This is a genomic window from Amycolatopsis echigonensis, assembly GCF_002846615.1.
Lineage (GTDB): Bacteria > Actinomycetota > Actinomycetes > Mycobacteriales > Pseudonocardiaceae > Amycolatopsis > Amycolatopsis echigonensis.
On record NZ_PJMY01000003.1, the window covers coordinates 3,306,617 to 3,320,264 of the forward strand.

General features: G+C 69.8%; 20 protein-coding genes. 4 read left to right on the top strand and 16 right to left on the bottom strand.

Features of this window, described 5'->3' with window-relative positions; all coding sequences use genetic code 11:
- The first annotated feature begins 6 nt into the window (after nucleotides 1–6).
- Nucleotides 7–360, top strand: coding sequence for a hypothetical protein (locus ATK30_RS46255; RefSeq protein ID WP_244194673.1), 354 nt, complete (start codon nucleotides 7–9; stop codon nucleotides 358–360).
- Here ATK30_RS46255 and ATK30_RS20545 read toward each other — a convergent pair.
- Together ATK30_RS20545 and ATK30_RS20550 are read right to left on the bottom strand one after the other, a co-directional pair.
- Nucleotides 345–1,205, bottom strand: a complete 861-nt coding sequence (locus ATK30_RS20545) for a 3-hydroxybutyryl-CoA dehydrogenase (protein ID WP_101436985.1) — start codon at nucleotides 1,203–1,205, stop codon at nucleotides 345–347. The genes ATK30_RS46255 and ATK30_RS20545 overlap by 16 nt on opposite strands.
- A gap of 114 nt (nucleotides 1,206–1,319) precedes the next feature.
- The gene (locus ATK30_RS20550) at nucleotides 1,320–1,502 is read right to left on the bottom strand and encodes a DUF3073 domain-containing protein (RefSeq protein ID WP_037353984.1); all 183 of its coding nucleotides are present in this window, start codon (nucleotides 1,500–1,502) and stop codon (nucleotides 1,320–1,322) included.
- Nucleotides 1,503–1,709: 207 nt separating this feature from the next.
- Here ATK30_RS20550 and ATK30_RS20555 point away from each other — a divergent pair, with 207 nt between their 5' ends.
- Nucleotides 1,710–2,606 (top strand): hypothetical protein, encoded by an 897-nt coding sequence (locus ATK30_RS20555; protein WP_101436986.1) that lies wholly within the window; start codon nucleotides 1,710–1,712, stop codon nucleotides 2,604–2,606.
- Here ATK30_RS20555 and ATK30_RS20560 read toward each other — a convergent pair.
- The 3 genes from ATK30_RS20560 to ygfZ are packed head-to-tail and all read right to left on the bottom strand — an operon-like array spanning nucleotide 2,587 to nucleotide 5,265.
- Nucleotides 2,587–3,531, bottom strand: coding sequence for an asparaginase (locus ATK30_RS20560; protein WP_101436987.1), 945 nt, complete (start codon nucleotides 3,529–3,531; stop codon nucleotides 2,587–2,589). The genes ATK30_RS20555 and ATK30_RS20560 overlap by 20 nt on opposite strands.
- Entirely contained in the window at nucleotides 3,528–4,094 is a 567-nt protein-coding gene (locus tag ATK30_RS20565) for an RsiG family protein (protein ID WP_101440956.1), read from the bottom strand. The genes ATK30_RS20560 and ATK30_RS20565 overlap by 4 nt, the downstream gene beginning before the upstream one ends.
- A gap of 49 nt (nucleotides 4,095–4,143) precedes the next feature.
- The gene (ygfZ, locus tag ATK30_RS20570; protein WP_101436988.1) at nucleotides 4,144–5,265 is read right to left on the bottom strand and encodes a CAF17-like 4Fe-4S cluster assembly/insertion protein YgfZ; all 1,122 of its coding nucleotides are present in this window, start codon (nucleotides 5,263–5,265) and stop codon (nucleotides 4,144–4,146) included.
- A gap of 31 nt (nucleotides 5,266–5,296) precedes the next feature.
- Here ygfZ and ATK30_RS20575 point away from each other — a divergent pair, with 31 nt between their 5' ends.
- Entirely contained in the window at nucleotides 5,297–6,142 is an 846-nt protein-coding gene (locus tag ATK30_RS20575) for an aminodeoxychorismate lyase (RefSeq protein ID WP_101436989.1), read from the top strand.
- On the opposite strand, the gene ATK30_RS46260 is transcribed toward ATK30_RS20575, so the two are convergent.
- The 11 genes from ATK30_RS46260 to ATK30_RS20625 form a co-directional block, all read right to left on the bottom strand.
- The gene (locus tag ATK30_RS46260) at nucleotides 6,124–6,321 is read right to left on the bottom strand and encodes a hypothetical protein (RefSeq protein WP_244194674.1); all 198 of its coding nucleotides are present in this window, start codon (nucleotides 6,319–6,321) and stop codon (nucleotides 6,124–6,126) included. The two genes, ATK30_RS20575 and ATK30_RS46260, sit on opposite strands and share 19 nt — an antisense overlap.
- Complete coding sequence (locus ATK30_RS46265; RefSeq protein WP_244194675.1) at nucleotides 6,318–6,509, bottom strand: hypothetical protein; 192 nt, start codon at nucleotides 6,507–6,509, stop codon at nucleotides 6,318–6,320. Before ATK30_RS46265 ends, ATK30_RS46260 begins: the two co-directional genes overlap by 4 nt.
- 186 nt (nucleotides 6,510–6,695) lie before the next feature.
- The gene (locus ATK30_RS20585) at nucleotides 6,696–7,115 is read right to left on the bottom strand and encodes a hypothetical protein (RefSeq protein ID WP_101436990.1); all 420 of its coding nucleotides are present in this window, start codon (nucleotides 7,113–7,115) and stop codon (nucleotides 6,696–6,698) included.
- A gap of 2 nt (nucleotides 7,116–7,117) precedes the next feature.
- Entirely contained in the window at nucleotides 7,118–7,978 is an 861-nt protein-coding gene (locus tag ATK30_RS20590; protein WP_101436991.1) for a 5-oxoprolinase subunit C family protein, read from the bottom strand.
- On the bottom strand, nucleotides 7,978–8,580 hold the full coding sequence (locus ATK30_RS20595; RefSeq protein ID WP_101436992.1) for a 5-oxoprolinase subunit B family protein: 603 nt from the start codon (nucleotides 8,578–8,580) through the stop codon (nucleotides 7,978–7,980). Before ATK30_RS20595 ends, ATK30_RS20590 begins: the two co-directional genes overlap by 1 nt.
- Nucleotides 8,581–8,596: 16 nt before the next feature.
- Entirely contained in the window at nucleotides 8,597–9,208 is a 612-nt protein-coding gene (locus ATK30_RS20600; protein ID WP_101436993.1) for a heme-binding beta-barrel domain-containing protein, read from the bottom strand.
- A 274-nt stretch (nucleotides 9,209–9,482) separates the two neighbouring features.
- Nucleotides 9,483–9,788: a DUF1416 domain-containing protein gene (locus ATK30_RS20605; RefSeq protein ID WP_101436994.1), complete on the bottom strand. Its 306-nt coding sequence runs from the start codon at nucleotides 9,786–9,788 to the stop codon at nucleotides 9,483–9,485.
- A complete protein-coding gene (locus ATK30_RS20610) occupies nucleotides 9,788–10,624 on the bottom strand; it encodes a sulfurtransferase (RefSeq protein WP_101436995.1) in 837 nt (278 codons plus the stop codon). Before ATK30_RS20610 ends, ATK30_RS20605 begins: the two co-directional genes overlap by 1 nt.
- 30 nt (nucleotides 10,625–10,654) lie before the next feature.
- On the bottom strand, nucleotides 10,655–11,089 hold the full coding sequence (locus ATK30_RS20615; RefSeq protein ID WP_101436996.1) for a DUF4395 domain-containing protein: 435 nt from the start codon (nucleotides 11,087–11,089) through the stop codon (nucleotides 10,655–10,657).
- 296 nt (nucleotides 11,090–11,385) lie between these two features.
- Entirely contained in the window at nucleotides 11,386–11,820 is a 435-nt protein-coding gene (locus ATK30_RS20620; RefSeq protein ID WP_101436997.1) for a TlpA family protein disulfide reductase, read from the bottom strand.
- A gap of 5 nt (nucleotides 11,821–11,825) precedes the next feature.
- The gene (locus ATK30_RS20625) at nucleotides 11,826–12,728 is read right to left on the bottom strand and encodes an LmeA family phospholipid-binding protein (protein WP_158242485.1); all 903 of its coding nucleotides are present in this window, start codon (nucleotides 12,726–12,728) and stop codon (nucleotides 11,826–11,828) included.
- A 174-nt stretch (nucleotides 12,729–12,902) separates the two neighbouring features.
- Here ATK30_RS20625 and ATK30_RS20630 point away from each other — a divergent pair, with 174 nt between their 5' ends.
- On the top strand, nucleotides 12,903–13,634 hold the full coding sequence (locus tag ATK30_RS20630) for a winged helix-turn-helix transcriptional regulator (RefSeq protein ID WP_167441962.1): 732 nt from the start codon (nucleotides 12,903–12,905) through the stop codon (nucleotides 13,632–13,634).
- The last annotated feature ends 14 nt before the right edge of the window (nucleotides 13,635–13,648 follow it).

The following is a 13,648-nucleotide window of genomic DNA, read 5'->3' on the forward strand; positions in this document are numbered from 1 at the left end:
CCGCCGATGCTCGACCCCGACCAGCACGACCGGACCCAGCTCGGCGGCCCGGCGGACGACGTCCACCGTGGTCGCGACCTGGTCGGCCACGGTCACGCCGGCCAGCGCCGACGGTTCCGTGGCGAGCGCGCCGAGATCCTGCGGGGCCTGGTAGGCCAGCCGGAACTGCTGCTCCGGCTGCGGCACCCCCACCCCGCGGTATCCGCGCAGCACGAGTTCAGGCGGGGCGGCGGACACGCCGTTGGCACCGGCGGCGAAGACGAACGTCGAGGTCATGCCGCTCAGTCAAGCGACCTGCCCGGTCTCGCACAGCGGGGAAAAGTTGCTCAGGCCCGCAACGAAAGTCAGGAGTACGAGTAGAACCCGCGGCCGGTCTTCTTGCCGAGCAGCCCGGCGTCGACCATGCGCAGCAGCAGCGGCGGCGACGAGTACAGCGGTTCCTTGAACTCCGCGTACATCGAGTCCGCGATCGCCTTGATGGTGTCGAGGCCGATCAGATCGGACAGCCGCAGCGGACCCATCGGGTGCGCCGTGCCCAGCTCCATCCCGCGGTCGATGTCCTCGGCCGAGGCGAAGCCCGATTCGATCATCCGGATCGCCGACAGCAGATACGGCACCAGCAGCGAGTTCACGATGAACCCGGCCCGGTCCTGCGACCGGATCACCGTCTTGCCCAGCGCGCCGGTGGCGTGCTCCTCGGCCCGGCGGGCGGTCTCCTCGCTGGTGAGCAGCGACGGAACCAGCTCGACCAGCGGCAGCACCGGCACCGGGTTGAAGAAGTGGATGCCGACGACCTGCTGCGGACGGCCGGTGGCCATGCCGAGCTTCATGATCGGGATCGACGACGTGTTGGACGCGAACACCGCGTCCTCGCGGTCGACGATCTTGTCCAGCTGCCGGAACACGTCGACCTTGGCCTGCTCCTGTTCCAGGATGGCCTCGACGACGAGATCGCGGTCGGCGAACTCGGCGAGGTCCGTGGTGAAGCGCAGCCGCCCGAGAGCCGCCTCGGCGTCCTCGGCGGCCAGCTTGCCGCTGCGGACGCCGCGTTGCAGCGACTTCTCGATGCGCGCCTTGCCCGCGTCGAGGGCGGGCTGGTTCACCTCGGTGACCAGCACGTCCAGCCCGGACCTGGCGTGCACCTCGGCGATGCCGGAGCCCATCAGCCCTGCTCCGACCACACCTACTCGTGCGATGTCGCTCACCCGTCCAACTCCTTCGTCACCTCATCGGCAGCAGCAAGAAAACGGGCAGCACACAACGCACGAGGGCGTCTCGGACCTAGGTCCGATTCCGCCCTCGCGTGTCGTGTGCCTGCGTCAACGGCGGTACTCGTCGTACCCGTCGTCGTACGGGTCCTCGTACCGCTTGTCGTCCTCGTGGTTGTCCGAGGAACTACTTGACAGCTCGCGCTGCAAAGCATCGAAATCGGTGTCGTGGGAGCTGTACTTGAGCTCGCGCGCCACCTTCGTCTGCTTGGCCTTAGCCCGGCCGCGCCCCATGGCTCGACCCCCTCGCACAGGGGCGGGGCGGCCGGGGGAATCGGCGGCCCCGCATCGTCTCGACAGTTCTTTCCTGCTGACACCGTACCGTGTCCCGGGGGTTGGATGCGACGTGGCACGGTGTGCTCGTCGCGACAGTGTCCGCCGGACGCCGGTTACCGGCACGTCGATGCCGATCGGCCCTGGTCGGCGTGCCACGATGCTCGGGTGCTCCGACCCTTCGTGGCCTATCTGCGGGTGTACGAACCTTTGCGCGCCCTCGGCGATCCTCCGGCGAAACAGCTGGTCGAGGCCGTTTCCGCGGGCGGGCTCAGCCGGATCGGGATCGGCGAACGCGAACAGTGGATGTGGCTCAAGTCACAAACGGCCGCGCCGGCGCGGCTCCTGCCCGCACAGCTGCGCGACGGACGGCCCTCGTCGAGCCTCGTCACCGACGTGCTCGTGCTCGACCCGGCCGACGTCCCCGCCGGCCACTCGGCCGAGGGGCCGTTCGCGTGCCCGCTCGAACTGCGCGCCCGGTCGGCCGCGGCGCTGAGCACCTTCCTCGCCGACGCCGAGCCGGCGTTGCGGATCGCGATCCTCGAGGCGGGCGGCGCGACCGCGGACCGGGCCCGCGCGCAGACCAAGGCCGCGATGTCCGACCTCACCGCCGCCGCGGCGCACACCCTCACCACGACCTGGACCGTCCCGCTGCCCTGGTTCTCGCTGGTCGACCCGGACGAGCGCAAGCTGGTGCTCGGCAGCGGCCCGGCCGACCCGGTGCGAGAAGCGTCCTGGCGCACCCCGATGTCGGCCGCGCTCCGGCGCGCGTCCGAGGCGGGCGAGCTGATCGAGACGACGTTCGGCGACTCCGGACCCGGCCGCGTGCTCTCGCAGACCCGGCAGTGGCTGGAGAGCTTCCACCCGGACTCGGTCGTCGAACTGGACTACGGCGGTCTCGTGCAGCTGTTCGCCGACTCGCTGCTGGACGCCGACTCCACCGCGGAGGAGGTCCACGACATCCTGGACGCGCTGCGTACCGGGAACGTCGAGGAGCTGGCCGAGCTGTTTTCGCAGCTGCGCGAGTTCTGGGGCGACCTCGCGGCTAAGGAACACTCCAACTAACCCGCAGTTCGCCTTGCGGTTGGCCGCCTCCGAGGACCGGCGGGTGGGCCAGGTCGGACAGCCCTTCCGGGGTCTCGATGCCCAGGCGGGCGAGCACGGCCATCGCCAGCGGAGCCAAGGCACGCTTGTTGCCGTCCGCGATCTTGATCGCGCACGCGGTGCCGTCACCCAGCGCGAACGCCAGGACACCCTCGGCACCGCTCTTCGACAGGAGCCCGGGCACGGCTCGCATCAGCCGGGTGTCCTCCCGGCCGGAGCCCGCGACCAGCCACGGGTGCGCACGCATCGCGTCGGCAACCCGGCGTTCGTCAGTCCCCGGCTCGGCCTGAACGAGCCGGCCGAACGACCGCGCGAGGCCGGTCGGCGAGAACGCGAACAGCGGCGCGCTGCACCCGTCGACCCCGACCGCGGCGATGGACTCGCCGGTCAGCTCCTCGACCGTCTTCGCGAGCTGGACCTGCAGCGGATGGTCCGGCTCCTGGTAGCCGTCGGTCTCCCAGCCGTTCGCGACGCAGGTGGCGAGCATCGCGGCGTGCTTGCCGGAGCAGTTCATGGTGATCTTCCGCGGCTCGTCGGCCGCGCGCCGGGCGTCCTCGCCGATCGGCAGCTCGGGCGGGCAGGCCAGCGCCGCCGGATCGAGCCCGGCACCAGACAGCATCGCAGCGACGCGCTCGACGTGTCCGGTTTCGCCGGAATGCGACGCGCAGCCCAGCGCCAGTTCCGCGCCGTCGTAGCCGAGCCCGGCGCGGAGCATCCCGACGCCCTGCAGCGGCTTGTTCGCCGACCGGGGGAAGAACGGGCTGGTCACGTCGCCCGCGGAGAACTGGACGGAGCCGTCCGGCGCGGTGACCACGAGGCATCCGCGGTGGACGCTCTCGACGAATTCGTTCCGGACGACCTCGACAAGGATCGGCTGGCCGGTCATTCCTCGGCGCGCCCCAGCTCGCTGTCCAGCAGCTGGTCGACAGTGGCCGCGCCGCTGCTGTAGCGCCCGGCGATCTCGGCGTTCAGCGTGTCCATCACGGTCTGGACCTGGCGGCGGAAGGACGACACGGACGCTTCCTCGGCCGCGTAGGTGTCCAGCGCGGCGGCGAGCTTGTCGTCCGAGAGCGAGCCCACGTCGGTGAGCCCGGTGTCGCCGATCAGCGCCTCGGCGTGTCTGCGGTGCTCGCCCGCACGGGACGGTTCGAGCTGCTGGTGGCGGCCGGAACCGGCGGCCGGCCCGAGCGCGTTGTCGGCGAGGATCGACGCGAGCCGGTCGACGATGCTGGCTTCCCCGCCGGACGAGCGGCGCTCCTGTTCGGCGCGCACGATGTCGATGCGGGCGTGCAGGAGCCGGCGCAGGTAGGACAGGTCCGTCTCCTCCTGCGCGGCCTCGTCGCGCCGCTCGCGCAGCACCGGGAGCGGCAAGTCGCCTAATCCGGTGAGATATCCCGGGCCTAGGACGCGGTCGATCCGTCGTCGCCCGCCGGGACGCACTTCGATCACGGGCACATCCTGCTCCACATTCGGCGACGACGCTACCGTCGAGTTCACTTCAGCCCCGCAGTCTCTGCGCCGCTTCCCTTCCGGGCGCCGCGTGCTCGCCCGGCACCGAGTCCGGATCGACAGTGGCCTGGACCACTCGGTCCTCGTCGCCGGCCAGCAGCTCCGCCCCGCCCGGCACCGAGCGCTTGACCAGCGCGAGCGCGATCGGCCCGAGTTCGTGGTGCTGCGCGACCGTGCCGATCCGGCCGACGACGCGCTCGCCGAGCTTCACCGGGTCGCCGGTCTCCGGCGTGATCTCCGGCGAACCGTCGAGGTGCAGCAGCGCGAGATACCGCGGCGGGCGGCCGACGTTGTGCACCTTCGAGACGGTCTCCTGGCCGCGGTAGCAGCCCTTCGCGACGTGCGCGGCCGAGCCGATCCAGCCGACCTCGTGCGGGATGGTCCGTTCGTCGGTGTCGACCCCGAGCCGCGGATGCCGTGATTCGACGCGCAACGCGTCGAAGGTCCACGAGCCGGCCGGGCGAGCGCCCGCGTCGGTGAGCCGTTGCCACCATTGAGTGAGCTGCGCGCGCGGCACCGCGAGATCCGCGCCCGCTCGCGTCGGCCACGGCATCCGGCGCGCGAACCCGCCCTCGGGCAGCGCGGTCACCGAATACGGCTCGGTGCCGAGTTCGACGCCGAGCACGCTGTCGGTCTCGGGGCCGAGCACCGAAAGGACGGCGAGTTCTTCCGTCGCGTCGCGGATTTCGACCTTGGACCAGAACTTCATCGCTTCGAAGTACTCGCGCAGGGTTTGCTTGCCGCCCTTGGGCAACGCGCTCGTGGCGACCGGGCCGGGGTCGCTGTCGAGGTACACCGTCTCGCCGGTGTGCGCGAGCACGAAGTGGGTGTCGACGTGGCCCTGGCTGTCGAGGATGAGCGCTTCGGTGCCCGTGTTCTCGGCGAGTTCGGTGACGTGTTGCGAGATCACCAAATGCAGCCAGGACAAGCGTTCCTCGCCGGTGACAGCGAGGATTTCTCGGTGCGAGCGGTCGATGACGACCACTCCTCGGGCGGCGGTGCGCTGCTCGGCGAACGGATCGCCCCAGTGCCACGGAACTCCGGCTTCCGGATGGCCTTCGGGCGCGGCGACCGCGCGGGGGATTTCGAGCAGCGGCGAGCTGTACGGCATACCTGTAAGGGTAAGTGAGTACCTTGTGGGGATGCGCGTTCTCGCCTTCCTCGACGGTTCACTGGCCGACCCCGAAGCCGCTCACCTCCGGGTGGACGACCTCGGCCTGCTGCGCGGAGACGGGGTGTTCGAAACGATCCTCGTGGCCGTGAAAAAGCCGCGGGAAATGCGTCCGCACCTCGACCGGCTCGCCCGTTCCGCGGCGATGCTGGACCTGCGCGCCCCAGACCTCGACGGCTTCGCCCGCGCCTCGCAGGCGGTCGTCGACGCGTGGCAGGGCGGACCGGAGATCGCACTGAAACTCGTGTACACGCGGGGTGTCGACGGCGATCCCGAGGGCAAGCCGACGGCGTTCGCGCTGGGCCTGGAGGTCGACGAGAAGGTGCTGCGGGCGCGCACCGAAGGCGTCTCCGTGGTGACCCTCGAACGCGGTTTCGGCCCCGAACTCGCCGAGCGCGCCCCGTGGCTTCTGCTCGGCGCGAAAACGGTCTCCTACGCGATGAACATGGCCGCCCTGCGCGAGGCGGCCCGGCGCGGAGCCCAAGATGTGATCTTCACCGCTACCGACGATTCGGTCCTCGAAGGACCCACGTCGACGGTCGTTCTGGCGAAGGAGCGGACGCTCTACACTCCGCCGTCCACTGTTGGCATCCTGCCAGGAACAACCCAGTACGCGTTGTTCCGCGGCGCGGAGAAGGCGGGCTGGTCGGTGAAGGTGGAGCCGCTTTCGGTGGACGACTTGCTGCGCGGGGAAGGCGTTTTCCTCACGTCGTCGGTCCGGAAGGTGACCCGGGTGCACACGCTGAACGGGACGGAGCTGCCCGATTCGACGGCACTGCACGGGGAACTGGTGGCGGCTTACGAGAGCGAGTACTGAGCGGAGTTCGCCTCGATGTGGGCGATGTCCCGCAGATAGACCCGATCGTGTCCGGCCGCGACATGGCTGGCGAAGCCTTCGTGGCCGGACGCGGCTTGGGTGCGCATGAGATGCACTAGGTCGCGCAGCCGGTCGGCGGCCGATTCGATCACCGCCGCGCGGGCGGCGGGATCGGTCAACCCGTAGGCGTCGCAGAACAGCTTCGCGCGTCAGGCAGCATCCAGCCGCCCGGCATCGTCGCGGCAAGGTCGGCAGTCGCATCGTGATACGCGCGCAGCAGCCTCGCGGCGGAAATCAGCGCGGCGGTGCTGCGGGCCGCCGAGGTGAGCGGGTAATTGCTGACTTTGCCGGGAAAGAACTCCGGCACGTCGAGGTCGCCTTCGACGCCGAGGTACCGCGGAGCCTGCCGGAATCCGGCGTTTCGAGGTGGCGCAGCAGCGCGGCGACCCGGTCACTCCACGGTCCGCGCTCGCGCCGGACCGTATCGCCGACTCGGACGACCGCGTTCAGCCCGCCGACGAGTACCTGCCGATCTTCCGTCACATCCCGGAAGCTAGCCCGGATTCTCCGCCCGAGCAGCCGAGATCAGCACCACCGACGGCGTGACCCCCTCCGCCCGGTACGCGCTGATCTTGTGGTGCCCGTCCAGCAGCAACGGCCGCGTACCGGACAAAACCACCGCCACTGGCCGGTGTCCGGAGCGGATCGCCGCGCGGTAGTACGCGACTCGGCCGTCGTCGTCGTCCGGCCAGGCGCTCGCCGGGACCAGGTCGGGGCCCTCGAAGCGTTCGGGGCCGCTGACCCGGTAGTGGCCGTCGACGAGCAACGCCAGCAGGTCGCGAAGGGTTTCCGCCAGCGGGAGGCGCACCTGACCGGTCGCGAGCGCGATGCGCAGCGACTGCGGCAGCTCCGCCCGTCCTCCGGTGTTCAGCTCCAGGAAACCCGCGCCGCCGGTGATCGTTACCCGTTCCACGCTCAGAAGGACGCGTGGAACCGCACCAGGGTTCCGGGGCGTGCTTGAGCGAGTGCTCCGAGTGACGCCCGTCTCACCACCGCGACTACCGGATAACCGCCGGTGGTCGGGTGATCGGCCAGGAACACCAGCGGCAATCCGTTCGGCGGGACCTGGATCGCACCGGTGAGCACGCCTTCGCTCGGCAATTCCGAATTGGACACAGTGGACACTCGACGTAGCGGCGGCCCGTCGAGGCGGACCCCCACCCGGTTGGATTCCGCGGTGACAGTCCACTGTGTGTTGAGTGCGCTCGCGGCGTCGGCGAACCAGTCGTCGCGGGGGCCGAGCACAACTGGCACGGTCAACTTGGGCGGTGCGGGCGAGGCCGTGACCACGTCGGCACCGGACGGAACGCCACTGACCGGACCGAGGGGGACCGTCGTGCCAGCTTCCAGCGGCGAGGGTCCGAGTCCAGAAAGGACATCCGTCGACCGGCTCCCCAGCACCGGCGGTACCGCGATGCCGCCGGACACCGTCAGGTAGTTGCGCAGTCCGGTGGCGGGTCGGCCGATCGTCAGTTTTTGGCCTGGCTGCAACGGAATCGGCGTGTACGAGCCCATTTCCCGCCCGTCCACCGAGACCGCGACCGGAGGACCGGTCACCGCGGCGGTGCACGAAGCGGCCGCTCGGATGGTCAGGCCGCCCAGCACGGTTTCGATCCCGGCGGCGTCCTCCGGATTGCCGACCAGCCGGTTGCCGAGCCGTAACGCGTCAACGTCGAGAGCACCCGACGGTGGGACGCCCAGATGTGCGTAACCGGGGCGGCCGAGGTCTTGCACCAGAGCTAGCGAACCAGGCGAGACGATCTCCAGCGCGCGCATCAGACGCTCCGGAACCGTACGCGGAGACCAGGCGTGAACAGCGCCGGTTGCTCGGCGGAAGGGTCGAAAAGCGTCGCCTCGGTATGGCCGATCAACCGCCAGCCGCCCGGGGATTCCCGCGGGTAGACGCCGGTGTACTCGTCCGCGATGGCCACCGATCCAGCGGGGACGCGGGTGCGCGGCGAACTGAGCCGCGGCTGCTGCAGTTCGGCGGGAAGTCCGGCGAGGTAACCGAAACCGGGCGCGAAACCCGTGAACGCGACTGTGTAGACCGCACTGGTGTGGAGGGTGACGACCTCGTCCACGCTGCGTCCCGCGTCCTCGGCGACCAGGGAGAGGTCTTCGCCGGAGTAGCGCACGTCCAACACGACTTCGCGGACATCCGCGGCCGGTGGATGGGACAGATCAGCCGACGCCAGCAAGGAGCGCGCAGCTTCCAGAGCGCTCGTGGACGCGACGACAAGCAGGGTGCGGGCCCCGGGGACAATCTCCTCGACGCCGTCGAGCGCGGCTTGGGTGAGCGTCGCCCTGGCCGCGCTCATCTCCTCGAGCGAGGTGCAGTCGAGCAGGGCGGCGTGTTCGCCGTACCGCCGCCAGCGCACGGCGTCTCCCGGAGCCTCAGCCCACCACGCGGCGCAGCAGCGCGGAGGTGTGCGGCTGCATTTCCTGGCCGACCATCGCGCGCTCCTCGACGTACCCGAGGTCGCCGTTCACCAGGCCGTACAGCCGCTGCGCGCCGGTGACCTCCTTGGCCGTCGCGGTGCGGATGACCGCGTCCGTGCCGAGTTCCCAGGCCGTCTGGCTGCGCGGTTTCCCGTAGTACAGCTCGACGATGCCGGAGCTGTGCGTGAGCAGCAGCTCGATGGTGTCGTCCTCCTGCGGCCGCCAGAACCCGGTTTCGCGGGCGGCCGGCCGCAGCACGCTGCCGTCCTCGTTCAGCAGCCACGAGCGCGCCTCGTGGAACAGGAACGGGCGGCCGTCGTGGGCGATGGTCAGCTGCTGGGCGAACTTGATCGGCCCGTCGATCGTCGGGTAGTCGACCTCGCCCTCGCCGCGCCAGACGCCGACGAGCGGCAGCAGTGCGAGGCACGCGTCGTTCAGGTTCGGGCCCTCGCGCAGGTTCGCCGTGTCGTTCGGGATCGGAAGGTCGTCCCACAACGGCAGGTTGCGGTCGCGCGTGCTGGCGGCCCGCTTCTCGGCTGCTGCGATGGCTTCGTCGCCACTCGTCATGCTGATCAGCGCTGGTCGGCGTACAGCCGGTAGACGACGTAGACCGCGAACCACACGGTGGCGATGCCCGCGATGATCAACAGGGTCGTAAACAAGGTCTCCACAGCGAGGACAATAGTCCGCCCCGGCTCATCTGGCCCCGCCCAGGGTCGCGGCGGTGAGGACGGTCACCGTCACCCCCACCGAGCCGCCCTCCCGGCGCACGCCATCAAACGCAGTGAAGGGCTCCTTGCGGGAATCAGATTCCCGCAAGGAGCCCTTCACGGACCGTAGGTCAGGCGACCGAAATGGCCAGCTGGTGCAGGCCCGGTCCCTCCGCGGTGACGTTGGCCTCGCCGTTGCCCGTGCGGTGCAGGGCGCGCACCGTCCAGGACCCCTCGGCCGCGTAGAAACGGAAGTCGCCGTCCGCCGAGGACACGACCTCGCCCGCGAAGTCGCCGCCGCCGTCGAGCAGCCGGACGAACGCGCCGCCGACCGGTCCTTCGGCGCCGGTGACCTTGCCGGCCAGCACGACCTGGCCTCCTGTGTCGAAGTCCGCCGGGGTCGCGACCTGTGCCGGTGCGCTGCAGCCGTCTGCCATCACTTAGCTCCCAACTCGACCGGAACGCCGACCAGCGAACCGTATTCCGTCCACGAACCGTCGTAGTTCTTCACGTCCTGCTGGCCGAGCAGCTCGTGCAGGGCGAACCAGGCGATCGACGAACGCTCGCCGATGCGGCAGTACGCGATGGTCGGCTTGCTCTCGTCGTAGCCGGCCTCGGCGTAGAGGTCCTTGATCTCCTGCTCGGACTTGAAGGTGCCGTCCTCGTTGGCGACCTTCGCCCACGGCACGTTCAGCGCGCCCGGGATGTGGCCCGGCACCTGCGACTGCTCCTGCGGCAGGTGCGCCGGCGCGAGCAGCTTGCCGGAGAACTCGTCCGGCGAGCGCACGTCGATGTAGTTCTTCGAGCCGATCGACTGGACGACCTCGTCGCGGAAGGCGCGCAGCGACAGGTCCTGGTCCTTGGCCTTGTAGTTGGTCGGCTCGCGCTTGACCTCGTCGGTGTTCAGCTCGCGGCCGTCGAGCTCCCACTTCTTGCGGCCGCCGTCGAGCAGCTGCACGTTCTCGTGGCCGTAGAGCTTGAAGTACCAGTACGCGTACGCGGCGAACCAGTTGTTGTTGCCGCCGTAGAGGATCACGCGGTCGTCGTTCGAGATGCCCTTCTCCGACAGGAGCTTCTCGAAGCCCTCCTTGTCGACGAAGTCGCGGCGGACGCCGTCCTGGAGGTCCTTGCGCCAGTCGAGCTTCACCGCGCCGCGGATGTGCCCGTTGTCGTAGGCGGTCGTGTCCTCGTCGACCTCGGCGAACACCACGCCCGGGGTGTCCAGGTTCTCCTCGGCCCACTGGGTGGTGACCAGGACGTCTTCTCGGCTCATGGAGGCTGACTCTCTTTCTGGGTTGGGGTGTTACGAGGACGCCCGTGCGGGGCTGAAACGCTTGATCAGCAGGTACATCTGGCACCCGAGGCAGTAGTTGAACGCCGCGTTGAGGAACGCGGCGAAAAGCGCGAACGCGGTCGCGACGACGCCGAGCGGCGTCACGCCGGTCGCGAAGCCGATCGTGCCGACGAGCGCGAACACGAACCCGACCGCCTGCGCGAACCGCAGCGGGGCGGCGTCCTCGCGTTCGGTCGGCGGCCCGAGCCGCGGCGCGACCACGAGCCGGTACAGCACCGAGTACGGCGCGGGCTTGAGCCCGACGAACGCGCCGATCGCGAAGACCACGGTCTGCAGTGCGAGCAACGGCCACCACTGCGTGACGAGCACGACGGCGAGCACCACCGTGGTCACGATCGCGGCGAACCTGGGACCTCGCGGGTCTACGGCCGGTCCGGCGGACATGGGTTCCTCCTGCTCAGTGCGAGGGGAAAGCGTGCGGACAGCACGCGGCGAAGACGGGTGCGGCGACAGGACGGCGCGAGACGTGCTTCAGCGCCGGCCGGGGAAAGGCAGACACAAGCTGCTGCGCACGCGGCAGAAATCGACCGCGCGGCGCTGCGTCAGGAGGGTGATGGGCAGCTCGTCCACAGGGGGAGGGTACCCAGGCTCGCTCGCTCCCGGAACCATGTTCATTCCTTGGGACGAGGTCCGGATCCTGAGAATCAACCGCCGCGGACGGCGTGAAGTGACCGCGCGGGTCAGTGCGACGCGGCGGTGAGATGCGGGCGGAGCGCCTCGAGCAGCTCCGGGCCCTTGGGCACGCCGCCCACGCGCAGCAGTTCCCGGCCCTCCGGGTCCAGCGCGAGCGTGGTCGGCGTGCTGAGCACCGACAGCGCCTGCGCGACCTCGGGACGTTCGGTGACGTCCAGGTCGACGTGGTGCAGGCCGTCGGTCTTCTCCGCGAGCGACGACAGAATCGCCCGCGTGTGCCGGCACGGGGTGCAGAACGTGGTGGAGATCTGCACCAGGGTGACGGCGGATTCCGGATCAAGGGCCTCGGCGACCGGAGCGGGGAGCGGACGCGGCCGCGCGGCCGGTTTGGCGGCGCGGATCCGGCCGTTGCGGGCGTGCAGGACGAGGCCCGCGGCCGTCGCGACGACCAGCGTCGCCAGCAGCACCCACACTCCGGTCACCGGGATCAGCCTCCGTGGTTGGTGGACAGGTCGGAGAAGTTCACGTCGTGCGCTTCGCCCTTGATGGTCACCGAACCGCTGTCCACGCGGACCGCGGTCGGGGTGACCGACAGCGGCAGCCGGGTCGTCGAAATGGACGCCCGGAAGTTCGGCAGCAGAGCTTTCTGCACAGCATCCGGAACGGTCGTGGTGCTCTGGTCATTCCCGAACTGGAGCCGGTACGGCACGATCGAGATCGTCTTCTCCTTGAGCTGGATCAGCGCGAAGCAGAAGATCTCCACCTTCTGCCCGGCCACCTGCACGTCGCCGGAGATCCGCACGCCCGCGCTGGTGCCGTCGGCCGGTTCGCCATCCGCGTTGGTCGGCGTCGGGTCCGGCTGTTTGCCCTGGTCGGTGTCGCCGTACTTGACGTACGCCTGGGTCGACTGCTCGATCTTCAGGTTCTGGATCTTGTTCAGCGGCGAGACCCGCGCGAGGTCGGACGCCTTGATCGTCACCGCGCCGGTGAGCTTGCCGATCTTCACCGCCTTGGTGTTGCCGGACGTGAGGTCCGACAGCGGCGCGATGACGTCCTCGAGTTCGGCGCTCACGCGCAGGTCGCGAAGTTCGCTGCCGACCGGGACGCCGTCCGCCGAAACGGTGATGTGACTGTAGTCACCCGAGAGGGCCTGCACGGTGAACGGGAAGCCGTGGATGGTGACCGACGGATCGTCGCTCAGCCCGAGCTGTGCGCGGGCCTTCTGCGAGATCGTGTGCTCGGCGAACGCCGCCGCTCCGAAATCCGCACCGACCAGCAGGAGCACCAGCACTCCCAGCACGATCAGCCACCGCCGCACACGCCTGCCGCGGCGGCCGCCGCCGGGGTACGGGGCCGGTCGGTCGTCCCGGGTCACGGGCCTGCTCGCCATCGCCTCGGTTCTCCTGTTCGGGTGGATTTCGTCGTGGTGCGGGTCACGTCCAGGCTGTTCGGCCAGGTGTGATCGATCCAGCACGAGCTAGGTGCCGGGGTGTTCACCCGCTATTCTCACTTAGCACCGACCGACGCCACGCTCGAGGCGACGAATCTGAAGGCGGTGCGGATCATGAGCTTGGACCTGCTGGTGCTGACGGGGGAACTCGACGCAACCTCCGTATTACCCGCGCTGGACCTGCTGCCGCACACCGTACGCGTACGCGAGCCGGAAGTGACGGCCCTGCTCGACGCGGGCCACCGCGACGTCATCCTGCTCGACGCGCGCAGCGATCTGGCGTCCGCGAAGAGCCTGTGCCGCCTGCTCAAGGGCGCGGAGGACGAAGCGGGCACGCCGGTCATCGCGGTTGTCGGCGAAGGCGGCCTGGTGGCGGTCAACTCCGAATGGCGCACTGACGACATCCTCCTGCCCACCGCGGGTCCCGCAGAGGTGGACGCTCGGCTGCGGCTGGCCACCACTCGCGACGGCGTCGGGCTCCAGGCGGACGCCGAACTGCGCGTGGGCGACCTCGTCATCGACGAAGCGACGTACACCGCGAAGCTGCGCCGTCGCACGCTGGAGCTGACGTACAAGGAGTTCGAGCTCCTCAAGTACCTCGCCCAGCACGCCGGCCGGGTGTTCACCCGCGCGCAGCTGCTGCAGGAAGTGTGGGGTTACGACTTCTTCGGCGGCACGCGCACGGTCGACGTCCACGTACGGCGGCTTCGCGCGAAGCTCGGCCCGGAGCACGAGCAGATGATCGGCACTGTGCGAAACGTCGGCTACAAGTTCGAGCGGCCGGCGAAGGGCGCGAAGCCGGTTGTCGCCGTTCCGGCCGACGCTTCGGAGCTGACCTCCCGCTGACTTTCGCCGGTAAG